Here is a 24,598-nt window from a genome sequence, read left to right as displayed (position 1 = left end):
GCTGCGGCCAGGATCCGCGAGCCGAGACGAACCTCCGGAGTGGCCGCGCCCCACCCGCCCACCCAACCGACCCCGCCCCAGGGCACCCCCAGCCCCGCCGGCGCTTGAGGCGCCCCGAAGCCGCGGGCGGTGGCCCGACCCCGGGGCCTGGGCACCACCCTCAGCCTCGCCGGCGTTTGAGGCGGCGCGGAGCTGTGGGCCGTGGCCCGGCTCCGGGGTCAGGGGGCCATCCTCAGCCTCGCCGGCGTTTGAGGCGGCGCGGAGCCGTGGGCGGCAGGGGGACCCCCGGCCAGGGGATCGGGAGGGACGGCCCCCTGCACAGGGGTGCGGGCGGCGCCGGGCGGGGTTAGGGGACCACCGCGTAGGCCTCCGCAGAGAAGAGGCTGCAGCCATAGCGGGTCGCTCGGCGCTCGCAGGTGATGCGGAGGTAGCGGGCCGGGGCCGAGCCGTCCAGGCGGACGGATTCCACGCCGCCGCGCGAGGACGGAACCGTGGCCGCGCGGTGCCACGTCACACCGTCCGCGGAGGTCTCCACGCGGTACACGGACGGGTACGCCTCCTGCCAGTGCAGCACCAGCAGCCCGAGCCGCGCCGGAGCGGCCAGCTCCGCCTGCCACCAGGCGCCGTCCACCGGCGGGGACGACCACCGGGTCGTGGCCGAGCCGTCGACGGCCGCCGAGGCGGGGAAGGCCGACGTCTCGTCCCCGGAGGACGAGGCCCGCGCCGAGCGCAACAGGTCCGGCCCGCCCGTCTTCGGTACGGCCCGCACCGTCAGCGTCCGCGTCTGCCCGGCGAACACCACCGGTACGCGATAGCTGCCGGCCGCAGTGCCCGCCGGCACCGCCACCGACACCGGCACCGCCACCCGCGTCCCCCGCGGCGCCCGCACCTCGGCCGGCAGCCGCACCTCGACCCCGGCCGGCGCGGTTGCGGCCAGCGGCCCCCGTACCTCGCCGGGCCGCAGCGCCGACACCTCCCCCGTGACCGTCTTCGCGGCCCCGCCGATCTCCACGTCCACCGACTCCGGCAGTTCGAAGGCCGCCTCCGGCCCGTCCGCCGGCCACGCCACCACCTGGTGCACGGTCGGCGCCTCCCCGGCCCACGACAGCCGGACCGCGTCCGCGGCGAGACCGCCGACGTCGGCCTGGGTCCAGCCGGACGGGGACGCGTCGGCCACCTTCCGCCAGCCCTCGCCCGGCACGTGGGCCTCCACCGCCGCGCCCCGCGCCCCGGCCGGCAGCGGGTCCGTCATCACGGTCACCGCCGACAGCGGACGCACCGCGCCCAGCTGCACCGTCCAGGCGCCCGCGTCGTGCGTGACGGTGCCCGCCTGCCGAGCCGCGCCCGTCCACGCGTCGGCCTCGGCGACGGCCCTGGCGAGGAAGGGGTCCAGCACGGAGGCGTCCACCCGCGCCGAGCCGCCCGGCGCCGCCAGCGCCCGGCGGGCCCCGGCCAGGGCCTGGGCGCTCCGCCAGGCCGCCGCCCCGTCCCCGCGGGTCTGGGCGCGCAGCAGGTCCACCGCCAGCTCGCCGGCCGTCCCGTACGCAGACAGCCGTGCCAGCCACGGCCCGGCCTCGTCGGAGACACCGGACATCCCCGCCAGCCGTTCGGGCGCCTCCCGCATGGCCGTGAACGCGGCCCGCAGCCGCTCCCCGGCGCCCGCGTCCCCCGCGGCCCGCCGCTGCCAGAACTCCTCCATCAGCGGCCGCAGGTACCCGGACTCCTGCTGGGCCAGCCCGGACGAGGCCGTGTTCCCGGCCAGCGCGGCCAGGGACCTGCGCGTGGCCTGGTCCGGCCCGGCCAGTTCGGCGACGGCCGCCGCCCAGGAGTCGCCAGCCCGGTAGCCGCCCGGGTTCCAGGCGAAGTCGGCGGCGGTGAACAGCGGGATCCGCGACAGCTCGGCCTGCGGCATCGCGTTGGCGAGCAGGGCCGCCGAGCCGCCGGCGACCGCCGGTTCCCGACCGGTGTAGGGGCCGAGGAAGATCCGGCCCGGGTCCCAGTCGTTGACCGGGTAGTTGTCCATCGTGACGAGCCGGTGCTGACCGAAGGCGCCCCGCGCCCCGGCCAGTTCCCTGCCGGTGATGGTGCGGGGCACGACGCCCACGCCCGTCCAGGCCACCTCCACCCGCCCGTCCAGCCGTTCGGCCAGCGCCGTGCGGTACTTGGTCGCGCCGTTCTGGTGGTACTCGGTCGGCAGCAGCGACAGCGGGGCCGCGCCCGGATGCCGCTCGGCGAGGTGGGCGGCCAGTTCGCCCGCGACCTCGGCGTGCGCCTTGGCGGCGGCCGCCGGCCCCTTCCCGTACCGCACGCGGTCCGCGCGGCAGCCCCACTCCGAGTAGCTGACGTCCTGGAACTGCACCTGGAACGCCCGGAAGCCCAGGTCCCACATCGCGTCGAGCTTGCGCGCGAGCGCCGCCCGGTCGTCCGCCGAGGCCAGGCACATCGACTGCCCCGGCGCCACGGCCCAGGCCAGCACGACCCGGTTGGCGCGGGCCCGGTCGGCCAGCGCCCGGAACTCCTGCTGCTGCTCCTGCGGGTACTCCGCGCGCCATTCGGTGGTGCGGTACGGGTCGTTGCCGGGCGCGAGGAGCAGCCGGTTCTGCTTGGTGCGGCCCATGAAGTCCAGCTGGGCGAGCCGCTGCTCCTGCGTCCACGGCTGCCCGTAGAACCCCTCGGTGATCCCGCGCACCGGCGCGGTCGGCCAGTCCCGTACGAGCACCCCGGGGACCTTCCCCGCGCCCGCGGCCAGCAGCTGGCGCAGCGTCTGCGCGCCGTGGAACAGCCCGTCCTCGCCGGTGCCGGCCAGCGCGACCGTGTCCCGGCCGGCGGCCTTGCCGACGGCCAGCCGGTAGCCGCCGTTCGGCAGGTCCCCGGCCGCGGTGGCGCCGAGCGCGCGCAGCGCCTCCTCGGCACCGGGCCCCTGGAGCCGTACGACGGTGCCGTGTTCGGGCAGCGGCGCACCGGGCGCCGGCTCGTGCAGGGTCCGTACGCCGGCGGCGCGCAGGGCGGTGCGGACCAGTCCGACCGCGTACGGGTCGGCGTCCGGGGCCGCGACGAGCACGGCCTGCTCGCCCAGCGGGACCTCGCGGGCCGCGTCGGCGGCCATGGACTGCGGGCGCGGCCACACGGCGGGGCCCTCGGCGGCGGTCCGCTGCACGACCGCCCCGGGATCGAGCAGGGGAGCCGCAGCGGCACCGGCGGCTCCCGCGGCGCCGGGGGCCGCCGGGCCGGGCCCGCCGGCCGGGTCCGGCGCGCTCGCGCCGGCGAAGGCCCCCGGAGGCCCGGAGACCACCGACGATCCGCTCAGCAGCGTCCCGATCACGGCAGCGGCCGCAGCCGTGGCCAACTTCCTGCCCCTGAGCTGCACCAAGCCTCCCTCGTGCCGAGGTGTCACCCGCTCGTACGAATGAGCCCGAGCCCACCACCCGTGCGGCCGGAGTGTCAATGCGGGCGGGTGTTCTGACCCGGAACCGCCAGGAATGCCGGGCGGTGTGCTGGGTATGGCTGCGATGTCGACCGGCGGTGTTCCATGGTCACTGACCCACCCTCATACCCCGTACGGACAAAGGAGTGGCACCCCCGTGGAAGCCGACGCCGCAGTGGACACCGCAGTGAACGCCCGCACCGACCGCACCGCCCGCACCGCCCACACCGACCGCACCGCTCGCCCCGACCGCACCGCTCGCCCCGACCACACCGACCGCACCGACCGCACCGACCGCACCCCGCTCCTCGCCCACCTGCCCGCTCAGGCCGGGCCCGCCGAAGGGCCGCTGACCAGCGAGCCCCCGCTCGCCGGGTCGGCGCACGCGCCGCTGACCAGCGAGCCGCCGCTCGCCGACGGGCCCCCGCTGACGAGCGAGCCCACCCCCTCCGCCGCGGCGGCCGCCGCAGGCGACCAGACACAGGGACACTAGGGACACACATGGACGAACTGGCCCGGCTCGCGGCCCTGCACGGCGTCGCCACCACCTACGAGCCCGCCGAGGGGGTCACCGTCCCGGTCCCGCGGGCGACGGTCGCCGCGGTGCTCGGGCAGCTGGGGGTGTGCACCGACACCCCGGACGACGTGCGGGCCGAGCTGGCCGGGGCGGAGGCGGCCGCCGCGGAGCGCCTGCTTCCGCCGGTCCTCGTCCAGTGGGCCTCCTCGGCGCCCCCCGCCGCACTGGCCGCGCTCCCGCCGGGCACGCGACTGCGGCTGGAGCCCGAGGAGATGACGGACTCCGGTCCGTCGGGCGCCGCCGATCTCCCGGATCCGCAGGTCCGGACCGAGCCCGCCGACTGGGACCCGCACACCGTCCCGCCGCTCGGCGTCCACACGCTGCACGCCCGCACCCCCGACGGCCGCACCGGCACCGCCACGCTGATCGTGGCCCCCGAGCGCGCCCCGGCGGCCCCCGAGCGGGCCCACGGGCTGCTCGTCCAGCTGTACTCCCTGCTGTCGGAGCGCTCCTGGGGCATGGGCGACCTCGGCGACCTCGCCGACCTCGCCCGCTGGGCCGGCCGCACCCACGGCGCCGGCTTCATCCAGGTCAACCCGCTGCACGCCGCCGTGCCGGGGGCGCCGACCGACCCCTCCCCGTACCGGCCGTCCACCCGCCGCTTCCCCGACCCCGTCCACCTGCGGATCGAGGACGTCCCCGAGTACGCCCACTGCCCCGACGCCGAAGCCCTCGCCGACCTCGCCTCCCGCGGCGCCGAGCTGCGCCGCGCGGTGCTGGAGAAGGGCGCCCTGATCGACCGGGACGCCGTCTGGGAGCTCAAGCGGGCCGCCCTGGACCTGCTGTACGCCGTCCCGCGCACCCCGGAACGGGAGGCGGCCTACCGGGAGTTCTGCGCGGAGCAGGGTGCGGAGCTGGACGTGCACGCCGTCTGGTGCGCCGGACACGCCGGGGAGGACCCCAAGGGGCGCGCCGACTTCCACCGCTGGCTGGTCTGGCTGACCGTCGGCCAGCTCGCCGCCGCCCAGGAGGCCGCACGCGGGGCCGGCATGAGCGTCGGCATCGTGCACGACCTCGCCGTCGGAGTGCACCCGCAGGGCTCGGCCCTCTTCGGGCCGCACCTGTACGCGCCGGGCGTCAGCACCGGCGCCCCGCCCGACGCGTTCAACGCCCGCGGCCAGGACTGGAGCCTGCCCCCGTGGCGGCCCGACCGGCTCGCGGCCACCGGGTACGCCCCCTTCCGGGCGCTGCTGCGCGGGGTGTTCCGCTACGCCGGGGCCCTGCGCATCGACCACGTGATGGGCCTGTTCCGGCTGTGGTGGATCCCGGAGGGGGTCCCGCCCGCCGAGGGCGCGTACGTCGCGTACGACGGCGAGGCGATGCTGGCCGTCCTGGTCCTCGAGGCGCACCGGGCCGGCGCCCTCGTCATCGGCGAGGACCTCGGCACGGTGGAGCCGAGAGTGCGTCAGGCGCTCGCCCGGCGCGGGGTGCTGGGCACCTCCGTGCTGTGGTTCGAGCGGGACTGGGCGGGCGACGGCCGGCCGCTGGCCCCCGCCCGCTGGCGGGCCGACTGCCTGGCCACGGCCACCACCCACGACCTGCCGCCCACCGCGGCCAAACTGGCGGGCTCCCACGTGGAGCTGCGCGACCGGCTGGGCCTGCTGACCCGCCCGCTCGGGCAGGAGAGCGCCGAGGACGCCGCCGACACCGCCGAGTGGCTGGACGTGCTGGCGGGGCTCGGGTTCGACACCAAGGGCGAGGAGGCCGCCGTGGCCGCCCTGTACGGCTTCCTGCTGCGCACCCCGGCCCGGCTGGTCGGCGTATGGCTGCCGGACACGGTGGGGGACCGCCGGCCGCAGAACCTGCCGGGGACCTGGGACCAGTACCCCAACTGGCGGCTCCCGCTCGCGGACGCGGCGGGCCGGCCACTGACCCTGGAAGCGCTGAAGGCCTCGCCGCGGGCGAACGCCCTGCTGAGCGCGGTACGGGAGGGGGCGCATCCCCGTACGGCACCCCCGGGCGCGCGCCCCGTTTAGGTGTTCGCTACGTTTGCACCGTGGACAAGAAGAACGCTCTGCGCGCCGCGGCCGTCACGGCCGGATCTGCGCTGATGATGCTGCTGATGACGTCTCCCGCGCTCGCGGTGACCCGCGACGACGGCGACGACCCGGGCCAGGGCATTGGCGCCGGCGCGACGATCGGCCTGTACGTGGTCCTGCCGGTCGTGATCTTCCTGGTCATCGCGGGTCTCGTGATGGCCGGCGACAAGTCGCGCAAGCAGCAGAAGCAGGGCTGATCCTCCGCCGGGGCGGCAGCACCGCTCCGGCGTTTCTCAGTACCTCTCACATGACTTCCGGGGCGCCGGAGGTCCGCGGGCCGATGCCATCGGCCGTGGGGCGGACCTCCGGCGCCCCGTCGTGCTCCCGCACCCGTGCGCACGTCCCTATACGGCGGCCAGCAGCTTGCGGAGCAGGCGCGACAGGACGGCGACCTCCTCCTGGCTCAGCCCGGTCAGCGCCGCCCGCTGCACCTCGAGCCCGGCCGTGACCGCCTCGTCGATGAGGGCGAGGCCGCGGTCGGTGATGGTGACCTGCAGTCCCCGCCGGTCGTGCGGGTCGGGCTTGCGGCACAGCAGCCCGGCCTTCTCCAGCTTGTCGAGGCGTCCGGTCATGCCGCCGGTGGTGAGCATCAGGGTGGCCGACAGCTGGCGGGGCGAGAGCGTGTACGGCTCGCCCGAACGCCGCAGCGTGGCCACGACGTCGAACTCGCCGCGTGAGATCCCGTACCGGGCGTAGGCCTTCTCCATGGCGTCGCCCATGGCCTTGGCGATCCGGTAGATGCGCCCGAAGAGCTCCATGGGGGCGGTGTCCAGGTCGGGCCGCACGGCGGCCCACTGGTCGACGATCGCGTCGACGGCGTCCTTGTTGGCCTCGTTCATGGCGGCAGTATCCCGATTCCCCTCGATCGTTCGCAAGAAAGTTGCTTGACGAAAAGTAGCTTACGAGTAAGCTACTTGCTATCAACCTACTTGGGGGGCGTCATGAAAGGTCAGGACCGGGTGCAGGGCGAGCGGCCGCTGCTCGTCGGCATCGGCATCAGCGCGATCGGGATCGGCATGTACGTGCCCTTCTCCCTCGTCTTCTTCCACCAGGTCACCGGCCTCTCCTTCTCCCTCGTCGGCCTGGTCCTGACCGTGACCGGCCTCGCCGGGCTCGCCGCCATGCCGCTGGCCGGCTCGGCCGTCGACCGCTTCGGCGCCAAGCGGGTCAACCTCCTGCTCTACGGGCTCCGCGCCCTCGGCTTCGCGCTCTACCCGCTGGCCCACTCGCTGCCCGCCTTCGCCGCGGTCGCGCTGGTCACCGCCCTCGCCGACAGGTCGTTCCCGGTGGTCCAGCAGTCCCTGATCGGCGAGGTGGCGCGCGGCTCCGCCCGCGACCGGCTCCAGGCCTCCCTGCGGGCCCTGCAGAACGCCGGGATGGGCGCGGGCGCCCTACTCGTCTCCGGGGTGCTGGGGCTGTGGGGGACCGGCGCGTTCACGTACACCGCCTGGGGCAACGCGCTCGCCTTCGCCCTCGCCGGGCTGCTCGTCGCGCGGGTCCGCACGGTGGGCGGGGAGCAGCCGGCCGGTGCGGCGCGGACGCAGGCCGGGTACCGGATGGTGCTGCGCGACCGGCCCTTCCTCGGGCTGACCGCCGCCAACTTCCTGACCGCGCTCGGGTACTCGGCCCTGTCCGTGCTCTTCCCGCTCTACATCGCGACCTGGCTGCACGGCCCCGACTCCGTCACCGGCGCCGCGTTCACCGTCAACACCGTCCTGTGCGCCGGGATCGGCGTCCTCGTCGCCGGCCGGGTCCGCCGCTCCGGAGCCCGCCGGACCCGCTCCGCGGCCCTCGGCTCGCTGCTCTTCGCCGCCGCCTTCGTCGCGCAGATCGTCCTCGGCACCGTCCGGCCCGGACAGACCGCCACCCTGGTGGCCCTGCTGGCCATCGTCGTCGTCTACACCCTCGGCGAGCTGGTGCACAGCCCCTCCGGCGGCGCCCTGTCCGTCTCCGCCGCCCCCGAAGCCGTCCGCGGCCGCTACCTGGCGACCTACCAGCTCTCCTACTCGCTGGCCACCGCCCTCGCCCCCTCCCTCTTCACCTCCCTGCTGTCCGTCGACGGCCGCCTGCCCTGGGTCGTCCTCGCCCTCGCCGCGGCCGGCGCCGCCCTCGCCCTGCTCCGCCTCGAGCGGCACCTGCCCGCCGAGGCCGTGCACGCCGAGCCGCCCGCCGCCGTCGTGGCCGCGGCTGCGGCCGGCGCCCGGGCGGTCGCCCCGCACAGCCCGGCCGCCGCCTGACCGGTCGCCGCCCGAGCGGCCCGTACGCCCTGACCCTCTCCACCGTTCCTCACCGCTCTTCCCGAGGAGTCACCCGCCATGAAGCGCCTGGCCACCGTCGCCCTGACCGCCCTCGCCCCCGTCTCCTGGGGCACCACCTACGCCGTCGCCACCGAACTGCTGCCGCCCGACCGGCCGCTGTTCACCGGCGTGATGCGGGCACTGCCCGCCGGGCTGCTGCTCACCGCCCTCTCCCGGACCCTGCCCACCGGCAGGTGGTGGTGGAAGTCCGCGGTCCTCGGCACGCTCAACATCGGCGCCTTCTTCCCGCTGCTGTTCCTCTCCGCCTACCGGCTGCCCGGCGGTGTCGCCGCCGTCCTCGGCTCCGCCGGACCGCTGTTCGTCGTCGGGCTCGCCGCCCTCCTGCTCGGGGAGCGGGCGCGGCTGCGGACCGTCCTGGCCTCCGTCACCGCCGCGCTCGGCGTGAGCATGGTCGTCCTCACCGCCCAGGCCCGGCTGGACGCCGTCGGCATCGCCGCCGGGCTCGTCTCCTCCGCCTCCATGGCCGCGGGCACCGTCATGACCAAGCGCTGGGGGCGGCCCGAGGGCGTCGGCCCGCTGGCCGTGACCGGCTGGCAGCTCACCGCCGGCGGGCTCGTCATCATCCCGGTCGCGGCCCTCGTCGAAGGGGCGCCGCCCGCGCTCGACGGCAACGCCCTGCTCGGCTACGGCTACATGATGCTGATCAACACCGGGATCGCGTACTGGCTCTGGTTCCGAGGCATCGGCAAGCTCAGCGCCACCTCGGTCACCCTGCTCGGCCCGCTCTCCCCCCTGACCGCCGCCGTCATCGGCTGGGCCGCCCTGGGGCAGGACCTGACGCCCGTCCAGCTCCTGGGCATGGCGATCGCGTTCGGAGCCACCGTCACCGGGCAGCTGTTCGCCGCCAAGGCCGCCGCGCCCGCCGCGCCCGCCGTGTCCGCCGAGCCCACTGCGCCCGCCGCGCCCGCACCGGCGTCCGGCACCGGCCGCCAATCGTTCAGTTCTTCTGAAAAGACCGATCGAAACATTTCGCTGGACCTGATGTATAAGGGGCTGCGACGGTAGGGACGTCCCAGCCGAACATCCAGCCCCGAGGGGGAGACACACCGTGGCCGTCATGGACCGGGTCCGCACCGCCGCCCACCACACCGGCACCACCGACACCGGCGCGAAGAAGGGGGCCGCCACCGGACTCGGCGTCCTCCTCGCCCTGGTCGCCACGGTGGTCTGGTCGGGCAGCTTCGTCGCCACCCGGGGCATGGCCGACAGCGTCCCGCCCGTGCAGGCCGTCTTCTGGCGGTGGGTCATCGCCGCCGTCGCGGTCGCCCCGTTCGCCGCCCGCCAGGCCTGGCGGCAGCGGGCGCTGATCCGCCGCCACCTCGGCTACACCGCCCTCGCCTCGCTGTTCGGGGTGGCCCTGTACAACACGCTGGTGCACCAGGCCGGACTGACCACCTCCGCCTCCAACATGGGCATGATCATGGCCGCCTCCCCGGTGGTCATGGCGCTGTACGCCCGCCTCGGCGGCGAACGCCTCGGCGTCCGGCGCACCCTGGGCCTGCTGACCGCCGCCTTCGGGGTGCTGCTGCTCGTCGGCGACGGCTCGATCGGCTTCGACTTCGGCGCCGGCGACCTGTGGATGTTCGCCGCCGCCCTGTGCTTCGCCACGTACAGCGCCCTGCTCAAGCGCAAGCCCGCCGAACTCGGCGGCCTGGCCTTCCTGCTGACCACCTTCGTGCTCGGCGCGCTGATGCTGGCCCCCGCGTACGCCCTCTCCCTGCACCTCCAGGGCGGGTTCGAGGCCACGCCGGGCACCGCGGGCATGCTGCTCTACGTCGGCGTCATGTCCTCCGCGGTCGCCTTCTTCGCCTGGAACAAGGCCGTCTCGCTGATCGGCGCGGCCCGCGCCGGAGTCGTCTACTACCTCCAGCCGGTCTGCGTCGCCGGACTCGGCCTGCTGCTCCTCGGCGAGCGCACCGGCACCGCCCAGCTGCTGTGCATGGCGCTGATCCTGGGCGGCGTGGGCCTGGGGGCCCGGCGGTAGGTTCGGCCCCATGACCGAGTGGGACATCAAGAAGCTGCGGATCCTGCGGACCCTCGCCGAACGGGGCACCGTGACCGCCACGGCCGAGGCGCTGCACATGACGCCCTCGGCCGTTTCGCAGCAGCTGACCAACCTGGCCCGGCAGCTGGGCGTCGTCCTGCTGGAGGCGCACGGCCGCCGCGTCCGCCTCACGGACGCCGCGCACCTCGTCCTGCGGCACGCCGACGCGGTGTTCGCCCAGCTGGAGCGGGCGGACGCCGAGCTCGCCGGATACCTGGCCGGGGACGCCGGGGAGGTGCGGATCGGGGCCTTCTCCACCGCCGTGCCGGTGCTGGTCGTCCCCGCGGCCCTGGCCCTGCGCCGGACCCACCCGCAGGTGGAGGTACGGGTCCGGGAGACCGAGGCCGCCGAGTCCTACGAGCTGCTCTCCGCCGGGATGGTCGACCTGGCCCTGTCCCTGGCGGCCCACGCCCCGACCGCACGCGACGCCCGCTTCAGCCGGATGGTGCTGCTCGAGGACCCCCTCGACGTGGCCCTGCCCCCGGACCATCCGCTGGCCGGGGAGCCGGAGCTGCGGCTGGCGGACCTGTCCGGCGACCCGTGGATCTACGGGGGCAGCGGCCCCTGGCAGGAGATCGCCCGCAGCGCCTGCGAGGCGGCGGGCTTCGTCCCCGAACAGGCCCACGCCGCCGCCGGCTGGACCGCGATCCTCGCCATGGTCGAGGCGGGCATGGGCGTGGCCCTCGTCCCGCGCATGGTCTCGAGCCGCGCCTCCGGCGTCGCCGTCCGCGTCCTGGCCCACGACCGCCCCACCCGGCACGTCATCGCGGCCACCCGCCGCGGCGCCGAATCGGCTCCCGCCGTCGCCCACGTCCTCGCGGCGCTGCGAAGGGTTGCCGCCGACCGCGTCGGGCCGTAGGCGGGTCCGGGCCGATGCCGCTGCGCGGAGCCTCTCCCCGCCCCGGCCCCTTCTCCGTATCCCGGGCTCCGCCCGGACCCTCCCCCCCGGACACCGTCCGGGGTGACCCCCGCTCGAACGCCCGGGAGTCGCCCGGGCCCGCGGCGGCAGGCGCGAAAAACGCCCGCGGGGCCCGGGCGCGCCCTTCCGGGCGGGCACCGGGCCCCGCGGGGCGGTGTGCGTCAGGCGCGGCCGGCGGCGGCGTCCGCGGCCTGGGCCTTCAGGGCGCGCTCGACGCCCGAGCGGGACTCCGAGACGAGGCGGCGCAGGGCCGCGTTCGGCTCGGCCGAGGCCAGCCAGGCGTCCGTCGCGGCCAGCGTCTCCTCGGAGACCTGCAGCGAGGGGTAGAAGCCGACCGCGATCTGCTGGGCGATCTCGTGGCTGCGGCTCTCCCAGATGTCCTTGACCACCGCGAAGTACTTCTCCGTGTACGGAGCCAGCAGCTCGCGCTGGTCGGTCTGGACGAAGCCGCCGATCACGGCCTCCTGCACCGCGTTCGGCAGGTCCGCGGACTCCACCACCGAGGCCCAGGCCTCGGCCTTCGCCTCGGCCGTCGGGCGCGCCGCCCGCGCCGTGGCCGCGTGGCGCTCGCCCGCCGCCGTCCGGTCGCGCTCCAGCTCGGCGGCGATCGCCGCCTCGTCCGCGCGGCCGGTCGCGGCCAGGCGCTCCAGGAAAGCCCAGCGCAGCTCCGTGTCCACGACCAGGCCCTCGACCTCGGCCGAGCCGTCCAGCAGCGCCGCCAGGTAGGTCAGCTGGGAGTCGGTGCGGGCGGTCGCCGCGAAGGCGCGGGCCCACGCCAGCTGGTGGTCGCTGCCCGGCTCGGCGCCGCGCAGGTGCTCCAGGGTGGCCTCGGTCCAGGTCGCCAGGCCCTGCTCGCGCCACGCCGGGTCGGCGTACAGGTCCACGGCCAGCTTCACCTGGCGGTGCAGCGACTGGACGACGCCGATGTCGGACTCCTTGCCGATGCCCGACAGGACGAGGGAGAGGTAGTCGCGGGTGGCCAGCTCGCCGTCGCGGGTCATGTCCCAGGCCGACGCCCAGCACAGCGCGCGCGGCAGCGACTCGGTGAAGTCGCCCAGGTGCGCGGTGACGTTGGCCAGCGAGACCTCGTCCAGGCGGACCTTGGCGTACGACAGGTCGTCGTCGTTCAGCAGCACGACCGCCGGGCGGGTCCGGCCGACCAGCTCCGGCACCGCCGTCAGCTCGCCGTCGATGTCCAGCTCGATCCGGTCCGTGCGCACCAGGCGGCCGCCGGCGAGGTCGTACAGGCCGATCGCGATGCGGTGCGGGCGCAGCGTCGGCTCGCCCTGGGCGCCCGCCGGCAGCGCCGGGGCCTCCTGGGCGACCGCGAACGCGGTGATGACGCCGTCGGCGCCGGTCTCGATCCGCGGGCGCAGCACGTTGATGCCGGCGGTCTCCAGCCACGCCTTCGACCAGGCGGTCAGGTCGCGGCCCGAGGTCTCCTCCAGGGCGCCCAGCAGGTCCGACAGGCGCGTGTTGCCGAACGCGTGCGCCTTGAAGTACGCCTGCACGCCCTTGAAGAAGGCGTCCATGCCGACGTAGGCGACGAGCTGCTTGAGCACCGAGGCGCCCTTGGCGTACGTGATGCCGTCGAAGTTGACCAGGACGTCGTCCAGGTCACGGATGTCCGCCATGATCGGGTGCGTGGACGGCAGCTGGTCCTGCCGGTACGCCCAGGTCTTCATCGAGTTGGCGAACGTGGTCCACGCGTGCGGCCACTTCGTGCCCTCGGCGTAGGCCTGGCAGGCGATCGAGGTGTACGTCGCGAACGACTCGTTCAGCCACAGGTCGTTCCACCACTCCATGGTGACCAGGTCGCCGAACCACATGTGCGCGAGCTCGTGGAGGATCGTCTCGGCGCGGGTCTCGTACGCCGCGTCCGTCACCTTCGAGCGGAAGACGTACTGGTCGCGGATGGTGACCGCGCCCGCGTTCTCCATCGCGCCCGCGTTGAACTCCGGCACGAACAGCTGGTCGTACTTGGCGAACGGGTAGTCGTACGCGAACTTCTCCTGGAACCAGTCGAAGCCCTGCCGCGTCACGTCGAAGATCGCCTCGGCGTCGAGGAACTCGGCGAGGGAGGGCCGGCAGTAGATGCCGAGCGGTACGACCTGTCCGTCCTTGCCCTCGTAGGTGCTGTGCACCGAGTGGTACGGGCCGACGATCAGCGCGGTGATGTACGTCGAGATGCGCGGGGTCGGCGCGAAGCGCCAGACGTTGTCCTTGACCTCGGCCGGCTCCGGCGTCGGGGAGTTCGAGACGACCGTCCAGCCCTCGGGGGCCGTCACGGTGAACCGGAACGTCGCCTTCAGGTCGGGCTGCTCGAAGCTGGCGAAGACCCGCCGCGCGTCCGGCACCTCGAACTGGGTGTACAGGTAGGCCTGCTGGTCGACCGGGTCGACGAAGCGGTGCAGGCCCTCGCCGGTGTTGGTGTAGGCGCAGTCCGCGACGACCTTCAGCTCGTTGGCCCCGGCCTGCAGGCCCGCCAGCGCGATGCGCGAGTCCCGGAACACCGCGGCCACGTCCAGGGAGGTGCCGTTCAGGACGACCTCGTGCACGGCCGGCGCGACCAGGTCGATGAAGGTCTCCGCGTCCGCCTCGGCGGACCGGAAGCGCACGGTGGTCACGGAGGGGTACGTACCGCCCTCCTGCGCCCCGCTCAGGTCGAGGTCGATCTCGTAGGAGTCGACGGTCAGCAGCTGCGCCCGCTGCCGAGCCTCTTCACGGGTCAGATTCGTGCCAGGCACGCGTTCATCTCCTTCGATGGTGACGTTCCCGGCCATCCTTGCACGGGGGCCGGGCCGCCGCGCCGGTGTAATCCGAGGGCGAACGGATCATAGGGCGCGCGCTTGACACCACAGTGGCGCGAGTGTTCCTACTTCGGTAGGATTCAGGTATGAAGATCAGCGTGAGCTTGCCGCAGGAGGACGTGGAATTCGTAGACGAGTACGCCGCCGCGACGGCAGCGGACTCCCGGTCCGCGGTGATACATGCCGCGATCGAGATGCTGCGGGCTTCGCAGCTGGAGGACGACTACGCGGCTGCGTTCGCCGAGTGGGATGCGAGCGAGGACGCCGCGTTCTGGGACCGTTTCTCTGGGGATGGGCTGACCGATGAAGCGCGGTGACATCTATCTCGTCGACTACGAGCCCGTTCGTGGAAGCGAGGCCAACAAGGCGCGCCCCTCGGTCATCGTGTCGAACGACGGGGCCAACGCGGCGGTCATGCGGATGGGGCGTGGTGTCATCACCGTCGTGCCCCTCACATCGAACACCTCTCGGGTTTACCCGTTCCAGGTGCTCCTGCCCGCTGTCGAATGCGGTCTGGTGAAGGACTCCAAGGTGCAGTGCGAGCAGGTGAGGGCAATGGCGTCCGAGCGATTCCTTCATCGCGTCGGCACGGTCCCCCGCCAGCGAATGGCGGAGATCGACGCGGTGCTGCGGCGCCACCTGGTGCTCTAGACGCAACTGAGGGGCAGCACCGTGACGGTGCCGCCCCTCAGCCGTGGAAGCAGGGCTCAGCCGCGGAGCTCCTCGGCGACCAGCTCGGCGATCTGGACCGCGTTCAGGGCCGCGCCCTTGCGCAGGTTGTCGTTGGAGAGGAACAGCGCCAAGCCGTGCTCCACCGTCTCGTCCACGCGGATGCGGCCCACGTACGAGGCGTCCTTGCCGGCCGCCTGCAGGGGGGTCGGGATCTCCGACAGCTCCACGCCCGGGGCGTCCTTCAGCAGCTCGTACGCGCGCTCCACGCTGATCGGGCGGGCGAAGCGGGCGTTGACCTGGAGGGAGTGGCCCGAGAAGACCGGGACGCGCACGCAGGTGCCGGAGACCTTCAGCTCCGGGATCTCCAGGATCTTGCGGGACTCGTTGCGGAGCTTCTGCTCCTCGTCGGTCTCGAAGGAGCCGTCGTCGACGAGCGAGCCGGCCAGCGGCAGCACGTTGAAGGCGATCGGGCGCTTGTAGACGCCGGGCTCGGGGAACTCGACGGCCTCGCCGTCGAAGGCGAGCTGGTCGGCCTGCTCGGCGACCGCGCAGGCCTGGGTGCGCAGCTCGGCGACACCGGCCAGACCCGAGCCGGAGACGGCCTGGTAGGTGGTGGCGACCATGGAGAGGAGCCCGGCCTCCTCGTGCAGCGGGCGCAGCACGGGCATGGCGGCCATGGTGGTGCAGTTCGGGTTGGCGATGATGCCCTTGGGGCGGTCCTTGATCGCGTGGGCGTTGACCTCGGAGACCACGAGGGGGACCTCGGGGTCGCGGCGCCAGGCGGAGGAGTTGTCGATCACGACGGCGCCCTGGGAGGCGACCTTCTCGGCGAGGGCCTTGGAGGTGGCGCCGCCCGCGGAGAACAGCACGATGTCCAGGCCGGTGTAGTCGGCCGTCGCGGCGTCCTCGACGGTGATCTCCTTGCCCTCCCACTCCAGGGTGGAGCCGGCGGAACGGGCGGAGGCGAACAGCCGCAGCTCGTCCACCGGGAACTTGCGCTCGGCGAGGATGCTCCGCATGACTCCGCCGACCTGGCCGGTGGCTCCGACGATTCCAACCCTCACGGTGACTCCTTCTGGTGCGTACGACGCGGGCGCGCGTGAAGCCATCATGCGTTCGACCCCACGAGGCTTGTCCAATCCATTGTCCGAGGAGCGGACCCGCTTCCGATTGTGAACCCCTGTGACGAATCCGTGGCGGGCGCGTTGCGGCTTGCCTGAACACCCCTTTTGCCTGGTCGAGGCCGGTTACGGTCCGTTCTGCCGCCGTCCGCTATCCGGGCAGGCATTCCGCACTTCGAACTCGGGGAGAATCATCGTGCGCGCCATCCGCCACGGCCATCGCCGCCGCCGGTCCATACCGGCCCTCGCCGCCCTCGCTGCCGCCGCCGTCCTGGCACCCGCCCTGCTGACCGCCACCGCGGCCCCGGCGGCCGCCCGCCCGCACGAGGGCCGGCTCGCCAAGGAGCTGGTGAAGGACGTCACCGCGCGGGGCGCCTACCGCCACCTGGAGAGGTTCCAGCAGATCGCCGATGCGAGCGGCGGCACCCGCGTCGCCGGCTCGCCCGGCCACGCCGCCTCCGCCGCCTACGTCCACGACACCCTGGAGAAGGCCGGCTATCAGGTCTCGTACCAGGACTTCGACATCTACGAGGCGCGCACGGAGACCGAGAAGACCACCGTCCTCGGCGACCAGCCGCGCGAGCTCGCCACCGCCGCCTTCACCTACACCCCCTCCACCCCGGCCGGCGGCCTGACCGCCCCGATCGCCCTCGCCCGGGTCGACGAGACCCCGGGCTGCGACGCCGCCGACTATCCGGCCGGCGCCTTCGCCGGGAAGATCGCCCTGGTCAAGCGGGGCGCCTGCACCTTCGTGGACAAGCAGCGGGCGGCCGCCCAGGCCGGAGCCGTCGGGCTGATCGTCTACAACCACAGCGGTACCACCCCGGTGCGCGGCGGGTTCTCCACCCCCGCGAACGGGATCATCCCGAGCGCGGGCATCACCCTCGCCGACGGGCAGGCGCTGACGGAGGCCGTCGGCAAGGGCGAGGTGCAGGTGCGTCTGGAGCTCGACCAGGAGCACGTCAAGCACCCCACCCGCAACGTGATCGCCGAGACCCGCGGCGGCCGCGCCGACCGGGTCGTCACGGTCGGCGCCCACCTGGACTCGGTCAAGGAGGGCCCGGGCATCAACGACAACGGCTCCGGCTCGGCCGGCCTGCTGGAGGTGGCCCTCAAGCTCGCCGAGGAGACGAAGGGCAAGGGGAAGCAGCCCGCGAACAAGGTCCGCTTCGCCTGGTGGTCCGCGGAGGAGCTGGGCCTGCTGGGCTCGGAGCACTACGTGGCGCAGCTGTCCGCGCAGCAGAAGAAGGACATCGCGCTCTACCTGAACTTCGACATGATCGCCTCGCCGAACCCGGTGCAGTTCGTCTACGACGGCGACGACTCGGACCGGACCGGGGCGGGCGCCGGCCCGGCCGGCTCGGCGCAGATCGAGGCGCTGATCAACGGCTTCCTCGACCGCAGGGGCGCACCGCACGAGGGCAGCGACTTCGACGGCCGCTCCGACTACGGCCCGTTCATCGAGAACGGCATCCCGGCAGGCGGCACCTTCACCGGCGCCGAGGGCATCAAGACCGCCGAGCAGGCCAAGCGGTACGGCGGCACGGCCGGGGCCCCGTACGACCCGAACTACCACGGGGCCGGCGACACCCTGAAGAACCTCGACCTCAAGGCCTTCGACACCAACCTGGACGTCATCGCGCACGCGGTGGGCACCTACGCCCAGGACCTGAGCCCGCTCGGGAAGTAGGGCCGCGGCACGCGGAAGGGGCGGGCGCCCGACGGCGCCCGCCCCTTCGTCATGCGGTCATGCGGTCATGCATTCACGCGGTCTTGCAGCCACCGTGTTACGGGGTGACCTTCTCGATCTGCACGCTGCCGGTGCCGGCGGCGGTGCCGCGGCCGTTGAGCAGCTTGATCTCGCCGAAGAACTGCCGGCCCTCGGGAGCCGCGCTGTTCGCCACGACGTTGGCCGCCACCGCCGCCGAGGCGCCGTTGGCGAGGTTCACCGCGGCGGCCTCGTCGACCTGGACGGAGCCCAGGGTCGAGGAGAAGTACACGTCGCGGTAGTTGTACGTGGTGGAGCCGGACGGAACCGCGTAGCCGGCCACCTCGATGGTGTACGTGCCGGCGGCCGGGTTGAGCAGGGTCACGGCCTCCTCGGAGTCGCCGTCGGCGGAGGAGCCCACCTTCACGCCGTCCTTGAGGACGGTGAGGTCGAGGTCCGCACCGGTGTCGGAGACACCGCCGATCGCCACGTCCAGGCGGGAGACGCCCTCACCGATGGTGACGGTGGTCGTCTGGGTCTCGCCGTTGGCGATGGTCGGCTTGGCGACCTTCGCGGAGCCGAGCGGGCCGCCCTGGAGCTTGCCGCCGGAGATGGCCGCGCCGTCGTTCTTCACGGTCCACTGGACCGGGGCCGGGGTGCCCTGCTTGACCTCGGGCAGGACCTTGACCGCCGGGTCGAAGCCCGCGCCGAGGACGGAGACGTCCAGCTTGAACGGGTTGTCGAGCAGCGGCGACGTGCGGCGCGACTCGACCTCGATCTCCCAGACGCCCGGCGTCGGGTTCTCGTACGAGCGCAGGTCGGGGCGGCACTTGTTGGCCGGGTTGTCGTAGTTCGGGTAGCACTGGGTGGTGGCGCTGTCCTCGACGCCCACGCCGTACGGGTGGATCGAGATGAAGCGCGTCTGGCTGCCCGCCGCGAGACCGCCGAGGGCGACCTCGAGGGACTTCGCGCCCTGCGGCACGGTGACGAAGTACGACTTGTGGCTGTTGCGCTGCACGGACGAGGTGTCCGACAGGGTGAACGACGGCTTCGCCAGCGGGGTGGAGACGACGACGGTCGACAGGATCTGCTTGTCGATGCCCTCGGTGGTCTCGTCGTCCAGCTGCAGGATGCCGCTGTGCACGCCGGCCGTCTTGGCGTTCGCCTCGACCTTGATGGTGACGGGCTTGTTCAGCGGCAGGGTGACGTAGTCGTAGCCGCCGACGACCTTGAAGGTGCCGTCGTTGTTGCGCCAGCTCAGGTTGTGGCGGGTACCGTACTTGACGCCGGTGGTGCGGGTGACGACGACGTCGTAGACCTTCTTCTGGCCGACCTTGAGGCCGCCCTCGCGGTCGTAGATGCCGGTGCCGAAGCCCGGGGTCTTCAGGAACTGGTCGATCGCGGTGTCGACCGGCGCCTTGACGGTGAACTCGTTGGCCTTGGCGCCGCGCTGGATGGACTCCCACGCGCCGTTCACGTCGATCAGGCCGGCGCCCTGGGCGTGCGCCGGGACGTCCTCGATCTTCTTGGCGGTGCTGGTGAGCGCCACGCGCAGGCTCGCCGGGGTCAGCTTGATGTTCTGCTGCTTGGCGGCCGAGATCAGCAGGGCGCCGGCGCCCGCCGCCTGCGGCGAGGACATCGAGGTGCCCTGGAGCATCGAGTAGCCGGCCGGCAGGGCGTAGCCCGCCTCCTTCACCGGCGAGCCGGGCAGCCAGGTCTGCGTGGTGTTGATGGCCGCGCCGGGGGCGGTGATGGTCGGCGTGAAGCCGCCGTCCTCACGCGGACCGCGCGAGGAGAACGGGAACATGTTGTACTTCTTGGTCACGCCGGAGCCGTAGTTGGCGGCCCACGTCTCCTTGGAGACGGCGGCACCCACGGAGATGACCTTGTCCGCGAGGCCGGGGTCGCCGATGGTGTTGACGCCCGGGCCCTCGTTGCCCGCCGAGATGACGAGCTGGACGCCGTAGGTGTCGATGAGGTTCTTGTAGAGCTCGGCGCGGGCGTTGTTGCCGTCGTTCAGCGCCGGCAGGCCGCCGATGGACATGTTGACGATGTCCACGCCGCGGTTGACGACGAGGTCGATCATGCCCTCGGTCAGCGCGATGTTGGTGCAGCCGCCCGACCAGGAGCAGGCGCGCGAGGAGACGATCTTCGCGCCGGGCGCCTCGCCGTTCATCTTGCCGCCGAAGAGGCTGTTGGCGGCGGTGATGCCGGCGACGTGCGTGCCGTGCTCGGACTCGATGATGCCGATGTTGACGAAGTCGGCCTTCTTGCCGACCCAGTCCCCGCCGAGCGGGTCCATCGGGACGTCCTTGCGGATCTGGATCGTGAACGGGATGCGCTCGACGACGTCGGTCGCCGGGTTGTCCGTGCCGAAGTAGCCGATCTGGAAGCCGTCCTTGTACGGCTTCATCGGCTCGTTGTTCGTGAAGTCGTTGTCCTGGTCGGTGTCGACGCGGACGGTCCCGGCGGCCGGGTCGTAGAGCATGCCGAACTTGTCGGTGGTGTCGCCGTCGCGGTTGACGTCGCCCTTCATGTCACCGGTGGCGGTGATCGACTCGCTGAAGCGGCTCCACTGGAAGTTGCCCTCGGGCGCCTTCCAGCTCTGGCCGCCCGCGGTGAAGGAGCCGCCGGAGGGGGTGACCGGGGTGATCTGCGCGCGCCACGTGCCGTCGTTGTCGGCGATCGGGTCGGTCGCGGTGACCCAGTCGACGATCTTGCGCTCGCCGGTGGTGGTCTTCTGCAGCGCCGGGTGGGCGATGTCGACGCCGGAGTCCAGGATGCCGATGGTCACGCCGCGGCCGTCGGCCTGCGGGTTCTTCGCGACGAAGTCCACCGCACCGGTCTCGAAGGACGGGTTGTACGGGTTCTTCGCCGGGGTGTTCTTGTCCGGCGCCGGGTAGCTCTCGGCGGCGGTCTTCTGCGCCTGGCCGGACTCCTTGCCCGCGTCGGGGCGCGGGTCCGGGAGCTGGATCTCGTGCTTGAGGTCCAGGGCGTGCACGGAGGACAGCTTGGCGGCCGCCTTCAGCGCGGCCTCGGCCTTGCCGGTCGGCAGGGTGGCGCGGACGTAGCCGAGCTTGTCGTTGGTCTGGCCGACCGACGCGCCCTGGACCGCGGTGAGCTGGTCCGCGACCTGCTTGGTCTGGCCGGGGGCGGTGGCCACCATGACGGTGACGGTCGCGTCGCCCTTGGCCTTGGCCTCCTGCAGCAGTTCGGCGTCGGCCGAACCGAGCTTCTGGTCGGCGGACTTGACGGCCGGCCCGGTGCCCGGCGTACCGGTGCCGGTGCCGGTCGCCGCGAACACGGGCACGGCGCCCGCGGTCGCGAGAGCGGCCACCAGACCGGCCGCGGCCGCGACGCGTGCGACGCGCCGGGCCCCGGATATCGAACTGGGGGATTCGAAGGTCATCAGCATCCCTGGATAAGTGAAAGATACGGTCCGGATTTCGGTGCCGGATGACCGGTCAGCTTTGCGTACGTGACAGGGGTTTGGGGAGCCTTGTCATTGACCGAGACCTGACATGGCGGACACCCGCCAGGTCGCTGTGTGCGCCACCGGGGACGTATCAGGGCATACCACTGCGAAACGCAGGGGCTGACGAGTTGATTTGTCGACTTACCGGCCTTGTGACACGTGTGAGCCGTCGATCACGTGCGGGGCGGGGTGTGACAACTTTCGGCGTCTCAGCGCTCGCGCGTGCGCGCGTAGTGGCGCGAGGCCTTCGCCCGGTTTCCGCACACGGCCATTGAGCACCAGCGCCGCGTGCCGTTGCGCGAGGTGTCGTGGAAGTGCAGCACGCAGGTCTCCGAGGCGCACTTGTGGATCCGGTCGGGCGAAGAGCCGAGCAGCTCCAGGTAGTTGCGGGCGGCCGTCCAGGCGGGCCCCCAGGACGGGTCGTCGAACTCGGCCCGCTCGCCCGGGCCTTCAGCCGTCAGGGTCGCGCGGATGCGCCCGTGCTCGAGCACGGCGTCCACCAGGGCGCGCGCACTGTCGTCGGCCGGGTCGGCGACCGCCCGGGCCAGGGCCTCGCGGGCGGTCAGCAGGTGGATCAGGGTCGGCGCGTCGGCGCGGAAGCGGCGCTCCAGCCCGACGCTGCGCAGCCAGACGGCGAGGCCCTCCATCCGGGTCAGCCCGAAGGCGCCGGCGAAGAGGTCGGTGAGCTCGCCTTCGCGCATCCAGCGCGTGTTCAGCAGGTCCAGCGCGATCGGCTCGCCGGTCAGGGGGCGGGGATCCGTCGCCTCGGTCGCCATCTCGCTGCTCCTTCGCGCCCTGTCCGTACCGCCTTGCCCGCCGTTGCTAACCCCTCAAGGGTACGTGTCCGGTTGACGGGCGCGCCTCTAACCCCTAACGTGAATTTCGACGGTTAGAACACATCCGGACCCGAAGGGGGGACAGCCATGACGGCTGTCATCAGCACGCTGCGCACCGGCCACGTCGGCCTCAACGTCACCGACCTCACCCGCTCGCTCGCCTTCTACCGCGACGCCCTGGGCTTCGAGCTGCTCGGCGAGGGCACGGAGGAGGGCCGCCGCTTCGCCTTCCTCGGGCAGGACGGCGAGCTCGTCCTCACCCTCTGGCAGCAGGCCGAGGGCGCGTACGTGCCGACCGCGGCCGGACTGCACCACCTGGCGTTCACCGCCGGCAGGATCGACGAGGTCGAGGCCTACGAGGCGCGGCTGCGCGACCTCGGCGTCGCCTTCGCCTACGACGGCGTCGTCGCCCACAGAGAGGGCTCCGCCTCCGGCGGGATCTTCTTCCACGACCCCGACGGCACCCGTCTGGAGATCTCCGTACCCAAGGGCGCCGAAGGCGCCTCCGCCCCCACCGCAGGGGCTCCCACCTGCGGCTTCTTCTAGACCCTCGTACGTCGCATCCCCGACAGGAGGTCACCGTGGACCGTGTGGACCGCTACCACCAGGGCTCGCTGGCCGTGCAGGAACGGGTCGGCGTACGCGAGCTCGCCGAGCACGTCGGCCGCTCGATCGGCGCGGGCATCAAGGACGTCGCCGCCGACTTCCTCGCCCGCCAGCCGCACCTGGTCGTCGGCGCCGCCGACGCGGCCGGGCGGCTGTGGGCCTCACTGCTCACCGGCCCGCCCGGCTTCGTCCGGGCCACCGGCACCGACCGGATCGCGGTGACCGGCGGGCTCCCGGCCGGCGACCCGCTCACCGCGGCGCTCGCCACCGCCGGCACCCGCGTCGGGACCATCGCCCTCGACCCGCGCACCCGCCGCCGGATGCGGCTCAACGGAACCCTGGAGCCGGCCCCGGGCGGGTTCGAGGTGGCGGCCGAGCAGGTCTTCGCCAACTGCCCCAAGTACCTGCAGAAGCGGCAGCCGCTGGACCTCGCCGCCGAGGGGCCCGGGGTCGTACGGCGCGGGGACGCGCTCACCGCCGGCCAGCAGCGGGCCGTCCGGGCCGCCGACACCTTCTTCGTCGCGACCACCGCCGAGGACGGTACGGACGCCAGCCACCGCGGCGGGCTGCCCGGATTCGTGGAGGTGCTCTCGCCGACCGAGCTGTCCTGGCCCGACTACCCGGGCAACTCCATGTTCCTCACCCTGGGGAACCTGGCCGCCGACCCGCGGGCCGGGCTGCTGTTCCCGCACTGGGAGACGGGCGCGGTGCTCCAGCTCAGCGGCCGGGCCCGGACGGAGTTCGCCGCCGACGGCAGCCGCAGCGTCCGCTTCCGCATCGAGTCCGCGGTGGAGGCCCTGCACCCCGGGCGGCTGCGCTGGAGCGCTCCGGAGTACTCGCCGGCGAACCCGGCGCCGCCCTCTCACCGCGGCAGCACCACCAGGTAGGCGGCGGGCTCCCGGTCGCCCGAGGCGGTCAGGGCGGTGCGGATGACGGCGGCCTGCTGCTCGGGCCAGTCGCGGAGCTTGCGCGGGGTGACGTGCAGGACGGTCACCCCGAGCCGCTCCAGCGTCTCGCGCTTGCGCACCGCCTCCGACCACTCCTCGTCCTCGCCCTGCCGGGGCGCCCGGGTGTCGATCTCCACGGCGACGGCCTGCTCCGGCCAGTACGCGTCCACCCCGCCCAGGTGCGGGCCGCCGGGCAGGCGCAGGTCCACGTTCCAGACCGGCTCGGGGAGCTCGTAGCCGCGGACCAGCTGGTACAGACGGTCTTCGGCGATGGCCCGCCCCTCGGCGAGGAGGGACTCGACGGCGTCCACGACGTGCGGCCGGTTCAGCAGCCGGGCCACCGTCAGCTCCCTTACGACGGCGGCCGGTTCGCAGTGCCCGGCGCGGACGGCCTCGCTGAGCAGGCGGCGCACGGTGCCGGCGTCGGAGAGCTGGGCCACCGCGTCGGCCAGGGCCCGGGCCACCGGGGCGACGGGCAGCCCCGTCACCTCCAGGGGGCGGGGCGGGGTGTGCGTACGGACGATCCGGACCGTGCCGACGGAGCGCAGGCGGCGGGTGTTCGGGACGAGCACGTCGATCTGCGGGAGGGAGAGCAGGGCGGGGGCCGAGGCGAACCGGTACAGCGCGAGCGCCGCCAGCCCGGTGATCATGGCCTCGCCGCCGCGGCGGGCCGCGTACAGCAGGGAGGCGTGCAGCCGCTCCTCGGTCGTCGCGACGCCGGGGTGCAGGAGGAAGACGCCCGGGAGGATCTCCTGCCAGGAGCGGTCGGCGGCGTCGGAGGGGCTGACGCCGTGCTCGCGGAGCTGCGCGAGGGTCAGCACGCGGGGGCGGCTGTCGGCGAGGTGGGCGAGGGGGAGGGGTGCGTTGTGGTTCATGTCGCGGAGATTCCCGCCCGGGGGCGGCTCCCTAACCGCTGTTACGGTCCCGTCGACAAATCCGGACAAGCCGGGGCTAAAGTACGGGCGTTCGATGGCCGATACCGCCGTTCGCCTCGCCGCTGCCGCTTGCCGCTGCGCGGAGCAGTCCCCTCCCCGCCCCTTCCCGAAACCAGGGGCTCCGCCCCGGCCCCGTTCCGGGCGCTTCGCGCCCGGTGCGCTCAAAC

The 24,598-nt window shown here is 73.5% G+C and carries 19 protein-coding genes; 12 read left to right on the top strand and 7 right to left on the bottom strand.

Going from position 1 to position 24,598, the window contains the following annotated elements:
* Positions 1-346: 346 nt before the first annotated feature.
* Entirely contained in the window at positions 347-3,367 is a 3,021-nt protein-coding gene (locus ABZ924_RS32370) for a beta-N-acetylglucosaminidase domain-containing protein (protein ID WP_361917831.1), read from the bottom strand.
* 214 nt (positions 3,368-3,581) lie between these two features.
* Between ABZ924_RS32370 and ABZ924_RS32365 the strand changes: the two genes are divergently transcribed.
* Genes ABZ924_RS32365 through ABZ924_RS32355 form a run of 3 tightly spaced genes read left to right on the top strand, consistent with a single transcriptional unit; the run spans position 3,582 to position 6,237 of the window.
* Complete coding sequence (locus ABZ924_RS32365; protein WP_361917820.1) at positions 3,582-3,917, top strand: hypothetical protein; 336 nt, start codon at positions 3,582-3,584, stop codon at positions 3,915-3,917.
* Positions 3,918-3,925: 8 nt separating this feature from the next.
* On the top strand, positions 3,926-5,977 hold the full coding sequence (locus ABZ924_RS32360; protein ID WP_361917817.1) for a 4-alpha-glucanotransferase: 2,052 nt from the start codon (positions 3,926-3,928) through the stop codon (positions 5,975-5,977).
* Between the two features lie 20 nt (positions 5,978-5,997).
* Complete coding sequence (locus ABZ924_RS32355) at positions 5,998-6,237, top strand: hypothetical protein (RefSeq protein ID WP_361917814.1); 240 nt, start codon at positions 5,998-6,000, stop codon at positions 6,235-6,237.
* Between the two features lie 147 nt (positions 6,238-6,384).
* Here the strand turns inward: ABZ924_RS32355 and ABZ924_RS32350 are convergent, their stop codons facing one another.
* On the bottom strand, positions 6,385-6,879 hold the full coding sequence (locus tag ABZ924_RS32350; protein WP_361917811.1) for a MarR family transcriptional regulator: 495 nt from the start codon (positions 6,877-6,879) through the stop codon (positions 6,385-6,387).
* 102 nt (positions 6,880-6,981) lie between these two features.
* Here ABZ924_RS32350 and ABZ924_RS32345 point away from each other — a divergent pair, with 102 nt between their 5' ends.
* From ABZ924_RS32345 to ABZ924_RS32330, 4 genes are all read left to right on the top strand, one after another.
* A complete protein-coding gene (locus ABZ924_RS32345; RefSeq protein ID WP_361917808.1) occupies positions 6,982-8,277 on the top strand; it encodes an MFS transporter in 1,296 nt (431 codons plus the stop codon).
* A 78-nt stretch (positions 8,278-8,355) separates the two neighbouring features.
* The gene (locus tag ABZ924_RS32340) at positions 8,356-9,363 is read left to right on the top strand and encodes an EamA family transporter (RefSeq protein WP_361917805.1); all 1,008 of its coding nucleotides are present in this window, start codon (positions 8,356-8,358) and stop codon (positions 9,361-9,363) included.
* Positions 9,364-9,415: 52 nt separating this feature from the next.
* A complete protein-coding gene (locus tag ABZ924_RS32335) occupies positions 9,416-10,342 on the top strand; it encodes a DMT family transporter (protein WP_361917828.1) in 927 nt (308 codons plus the stop codon).
* Positions 10,343-10,352: 10 nt separating this feature from the next.
* Positions 10,353-11,261 (top strand): LysR family transcriptional regulator, encoded by a 909-nt coding sequence (locus tag ABZ924_RS32330; protein ID WP_361917802.1) that lies wholly within the window; start codon positions 10,353-10,355, stop codon positions 11,259-11,261.
* A 221-nt stretch (positions 11,262-11,482) separates the two neighbouring features.
* On the opposite strand, the gene pepN is transcribed toward ABZ924_RS32330, so the two are convergent.
* Positions 11,483-14,068 carry an aminopeptidase N gene (pepN, locus tag ABZ924_RS32325; RefSeq protein WP_361917800.1) on the bottom strand — a complete coding sequence of 862 codons (2,586 nt, stop codon included), beginning with the start codon at positions 14,066-14,068 and terminating at the stop codon, positions 11,483-11,485.
* 149 nt (positions 14,069-14,217) lie between these two features.
* On the opposite strand from pepN, the gene ABZ924_RS32320 reads away from it, so the two are divergent.
* On the top strand, positions 14,218-14,448 hold the full coding sequence (locus ABZ924_RS32320) for a ribbon-helix-helix domain-containing protein (RefSeq protein ID WP_361917797.1): 231 nt from the start codon (positions 14,218-14,220) through the stop codon (positions 14,446-14,448).
* Positions 14,435-14,782 carry a type II toxin-antitoxin system PemK/MazF family toxin gene (locus tag ABZ924_RS32315; RefSeq protein WP_361917794.1) on the top strand — a complete coding sequence of 116 codons (348 nt, stop codon included), beginning with the start codon at positions 14,435-14,437 and terminating at the stop codon, positions 14,780-14,782. The genes ABZ924_RS32320 and ABZ924_RS32315 overlap by 14 nt, the downstream gene beginning before the upstream one ends.
* Before the next feature lie 56 nt (positions 14,783-14,838).
* Here the strand turns inward: ABZ924_RS32315 and ABZ924_RS32310 are convergent, their stop codons facing one another.
* Entirely contained in the window at positions 14,839-15,867 is a 1,029-nt protein-coding gene (locus ABZ924_RS32310; RefSeq protein ID WP_361917791.1) for an aspartate-semialdehyde dehydrogenase, read from the bottom strand.
* Positions 15,868-16,129: 262 nt separating this feature from the next.
* Here ABZ924_RS32310 and ABZ924_RS32305 point away from each other — a divergent pair, with 262 nt between their 5' ends.
* A complete protein-coding gene (locus ABZ924_RS32305; RefSeq protein ID WP_361917826.1) occupies positions 16,130-17,614 on the top strand; it encodes a M28 family metallopeptidase in 1,485 nt (494 codons plus the stop codon).
* A 97-nt stretch (positions 17,615-17,711) separates the two neighbouring features.
* Here ABZ924_RS32305 and ABZ924_RS32300 read toward each other — a convergent pair whose 3' ends face one another.
* Positions 17,712-21,041: a S8 family serine peptidase gene (locus ABZ924_RS32300; RefSeq protein WP_361917788.1), complete on the bottom strand. Its 3,330-nt coding sequence runs from the start codon at positions 21,039-21,041 to the stop codon at positions 17,712-17,714.
* Between the two features lie 275 nt (positions 21,042-21,316).
* Entirely contained in the window at positions 21,317-21,883 is a 567-nt protein-coding gene (locus tag ABZ924_RS32295) for a CGNR zinc finger domain-containing protein (RefSeq protein ID WP_361917785.1), read from the bottom strand.
* A gap of 147 nt (positions 21,884-22,030) precedes the next feature.
* Between ABZ924_RS32295 and ABZ924_RS32290 the strand changes: the two genes are divergently transcribed.
* Positions 22,031-22,489, top strand: a complete 459-nt coding sequence (locus ABZ924_RS32290; protein ID WP_361917782.1) for a VOC family protein — start codon at positions 22,031-22,033, stop codon at positions 22,487-22,489.
* Positions 22,490-22,533: 44 nt separating this feature from the next.
* Positions 22,534-23,436 (top strand): pyridoxamine 5'-phosphate oxidase family protein, encoded by a 903-nt coding sequence (locus tag ABZ924_RS32285; protein ID WP_361917823.1) that lies wholly within the window; start codon positions 22,534-22,536, stop codon positions 23,434-23,436.
* Here ABZ924_RS32285 and ABZ924_RS32280 read toward each other — a convergent pair.
* Complete coding sequence (locus ABZ924_RS32280) at positions 23,412-24,371, bottom strand: hypothetical protein (protein ID WP_361917779.1); 960 nt, start codon at positions 24,369-24,371, stop codon at positions 23,412-23,414. The genes ABZ924_RS32285 and ABZ924_RS32280 overlap by 25 nt on opposite strands.
* Positions 24,372-24,598: the final 227 nt, after the last annotated feature.

The sequence above is a fragment of the Streptomyces sp. NPDC046876 genome, assembly GCF_040645035.1.
Classification (GTDB): Bacteria; Actinomycetota; Actinomycetes; order Streptomycetales; family Streptomycetaceae; genus Streptomyces.
The sequence above is the reverse complement of the archived record's forward strand: the minus strand, read 5'-3'. Positions and strand labels throughout refer to the sequence as shown.